The sequence below is a fragment of the Leifsonia sp. LS1 genome (genome assembly GCF_020521355.1).
Taxonomy (GTDB): domain Bacteria; phylum Actinomycetota; class Actinomycetes; order Actinomycetales; family Microbacteriaceae; genus Leifsonia.
This window is the reverse complement of sequence record NZ_BPER01000019.1, coordinates 1-3,190: the sequence shown is the minus strand read 5'-3', so window position 1 is coordinate 3,190 and position 3,190 is coordinate 1. Positions and strand designations below refer to the sequence as shown.

The following is a 3,190-nucleotide window of genomic DNA, read 5'->3' as shown; positions in this document are numbered from 1 at the left end:
AGTTGAATGGTGGCGGAAAGGATTCCATGTCGGGATTGTGCCATTCGGATCGGTCGGCTGTCGTCTGTTAGAGCCGTTTGCTGAGGTAGTCGATGAATTGGGCGCCAGCGTTGCGACGGTGTTGCTCGGTGACGGTGTAGCTGTAGTTGAACGAGTCCGCGACAATTGGTGCGGGCATTTGTAGGACGAGTTCTCTGAGGGAGGCGTTCTTCGCCCCTCTCAGGTCGATGCCGGCGTCGCGGAGCAGGTTCATGAGCGTGCTCTGGTGGATATGTTGACCGGGTTGGCCGCCCGGAAAGAGCCAGATGTTGTCGCGGTGGGCTGAGGTGTTCAGATTCGGCAGTTGATGGAGGTGGGCACGAACAATTGCGGCGAAGGGTTCCGGGATGTGCAGGTGGTCGCTCTTGAAGCGGATCCCGATAGTGGTGTCGGTTGCATGGATCTGGTTGAGCCGCATGGAAGCGATCCGGGTAAGCGGCTGCCCATAGAGCAGGAGCAGCAAAGCCGCAGTGCGCTCGAGCGGCCGCAATGGTGTGGTTGGGTCCACGAGTCGCCGGATGTGGTCGACGCGTTGCTGTTGGGTGATGATCGGTGCGGTTTTCGCGACCCGATAGGGGATCTCAAGTGCGGGGAGGTGGCCGTGCTTCATGGCCCATCGGATGAACCCGCGTGCGAGGCTGCGGGTGGTCGGGCCGCCGGTGAGCCAGCTGTCGATGTGGGCTTGGGTGCAGTCGGCTGGGGCAGTGTCGCTCTGGCGGAGGTGGGCGAGGAAGTCGATCGCGACGGTGGTGGATTGTTTGGCGGAGAGGAACGTGCCCTTCTTCAGTTGTCCGGTCTCGGCCAGGTGGCGCATGCGGTTGAGGTGGACCCAGCGAGCGTATTGAGTGATCAGGCGCCCATCGGCGGGATCGGCGCTGGCGGTCTTGGTTTGCAGCCAGCTCTGGAAGCGTTCGATGTCGAGGTGAACGTGATCCAGGAGTCCGTGCTCGATGCAGAGCTCGCGCAGGAACGCAACTTTGCTCGGGCGAGGGTGTTCGGTGAAAGTGGTGTGTTCGAGTGGGACTTCACCGCGAGCGAGACTGCGGACCAGACCGGTGGCCTCTGGGTTGGTGATCAACCAGATCTTGGCGCTGCGCGCGTGTTTCTGACTCGTCAGGGCCTGCAGCAACGACTGCAGGTGCGGGGCGACCTCGCCGTCGCCTGTGTCGAAGAGATTGGTGAGATCGTCGGCGAGGCAGCAGTGGGCGCAGAGGCCAGCCCGGACGGGTTCGTCCTCTCGACCGCAGCGGCTGCAGTGGAAGTCCTTCGGAATCCCGGCGCAGTCGCCGCAAGCCGGTGCGCCGCCGATCAGGCCAGGCAGGAGCCGGTCGGTGTTGCAGATGGGGCAGGTGCCGTGGATGCGGGTGGCGCGTTGATAGCAGCGTCGGCAGATGCGTCCTTCGGGCCAGGTAGTGGCAAATCGGACGTCGGATTGTTGGCAGCGGGCGCAGGCAGTGGTGTTGCGGGGCCGGCTCATTGTGGGCGGTGGATCCGTGCCCGTGCTGGACGGATGCCGTCAGTGCGTGCCAGGGCGGCCGCGTCGGCGGTTCCTGTGGCGCGCGTTCGCGAGTCGGCGGCAGTGACGGTGATCGGGACGAGCTCCTCGAACGTGCAGTCGAGGGTGTCCAGAATCGCGCCGAGCAGAGTGAGGTTAATGCGCTCAGGTGTGCTGCCGAGGAGGCGATAGAGCTGCGAGTCGGAGAGTTTGATGCCGCGGTCGGCCAGATGCGGGATGAGGTCAGAGATGGTGGTCATGCCGCGGGCGGCCATCAGCTCGCGCAGTCGCCAGTCGTGTTCAACGCGTCGAATCATGAAATATCAGTCCTTTGCGGCGAGGGCTTCGGTGGCCATGCGGGCGATCGCGTCGTCGACGACACGTGCCCGGTAGTCGGGGGAGAGGCCGGTGTAGATGGAGGTGGTGGAGGCGTGTTCGTGGCCGACTTGCTGCTGGATGAAGAACGCGTCGTAGCCTTCCTCGACCAGGTGGGTGACGTAGGAGCGTCGAAGCGAGTGGAAGTCCAGGTCGTCGGTCAGGCCAGCTTCGCGTTTGACCTCGGCGAAGGAACGACTGATCTGGCCGGCGGTGATGATCTGGTTGCCGCGTTCGCTGGGCCAGAGGCTGGTTGAGCCCGGTGGGGCATAGAGCGGCCGGATTTCATCGCGCCATTGCTGCAGGCAGTCGACCGCCCAACCGAATTCCGGCATCGTTAACACGGTCCGTCGTTTCGGGGGAGAGCCCTTCATCGCCTTCCCGAATCGGACGTATATGATCCCGGCATCACCGAACTGTCGGGCGCGCGGGTTGTAGGCGAGATCGACCAGATCGAGCTGGCGCACCTCGTTGCGGCGCAGACCCCAGGCGTAGGCAACCTTCATCAGCGTCGCGATCCGGAACGCCGGCAGCCAGCCCTTCACCCCAGAGCGGCGGATCCGCAGCACCCGCTCATCAGCGCAGTCGAAGAGATCCTCGAGCTCATCCCGGGTGTAGGGGCGCTTCCCGGGCTCGGCGATCGCCTCAGCCGCATGCCTGGCCGTGTTCCACTCGTGGAATACCTGCGCTGGATGGTCCCCAAATCGCTCCCAACATTGCTCGCTCCACCCGTAGGCCGGATCGGTCAAATATTCCAGGAACATTCGTAAGGCGTTCTGGTATCCGAGCACCGTCGAGCGCGAAGCGCCGCGAATGGCGCGCATCTCCAGAAAGAACTCGTCGACCGTTGCGACACTCCACGACCACGGATATGACTCCGCGAACCCGCGGAAACGCAGCACGATCGACCGGCGCGCATCGACCGTCGACGGCGCCAAGTTTCGCGCATACTGCTGAGCCCGCCATCCGTCGAGCATTGCGAGGAAGACGTTCTCGGACTCGTTCAGAACCGCGGAACCCGACCGCAGATAAACGGGAACGGCCCCAGCAACCGGCTCATCAAACACTCGCATAATATGCGAAAGTGTCGCATTAATTGCGAATCCTTCGCAACCCGGTCAACAAAACTGCTGATCAGAAGCCAATCATCAGCGCTCGGCGCCGGCTCGTTAGCGCCCAATCGCCAGCGATGAGCGGGCTGTGCGCGCGCTACTTCCGGCACAAACGAGGGGAGTCGTACCGAGTGTCGTATTCACATCCAATGGGAACAGGCCATCTTTA

3 protein-coding genes are annotated in these 3,190 nt (G+C 63.2%); all 3 read right to left on the bottom strand.

Annotated features, from left to right (window positions below; genetic code table 11):
* Positions 1 to 67: 67 nt before the first annotated feature.
* From LLS1_RS19435 to LLS1_RS19425, 3 genes are read right to left on the bottom strand one after another with little or no spacing between them, the layout of a single operon-like run.
* Entirely contained in the window at positions 68 to 1,516 is a 1,449-nt protein-coding gene (locus LLS1_RS19435) for a hypothetical protein (RefSeq protein WP_226658155.1), read from the bottom strand.
* Positions 1,513 to 1,851 (bottom strand): helix-turn-helix transcriptional regulator, encoded by a 339-nt coding sequence (locus tag LLS1_RS19430; protein ID WP_226658153.1) that lies wholly within the window; start codon positions 1,849 to 1,851, stop codon positions 1,513 to 1,515. The genes LLS1_RS19435 and LLS1_RS19430 overlap by 4 nt, the downstream gene beginning before the upstream one ends.
* 6 nt (positions 1,852 to 1,857) lie before the next feature.
* Entirely contained in the window at positions 1,858 to 2,976 is a 1,119-nt protein-coding gene (locus LLS1_RS19425; protein ID WP_226658151.1) for a tyrosine-type recombinase/integrase, read from the bottom strand.
* Positions 2,977 to 3,190 lie beyond the last annotated feature (214 nt).

Excerpts from the sequence above, each read along its gene's own strand:
- LLS1_RS19435 (WP_226658155.1), bottom strand. The coding sequence starts at position 1,516 with ATGAGCCGGCCCCGCAACACCACTGCCTGCGCCCGCTGCCAACAATCC.
- LLS1_RS19430 (WP_226658153.1), bottom strand. The coding sequence starts at position 1,851 with ATGATTCGACGCGTTGAACACGACTGGCGACTGCGCGAGCTGATGGCC.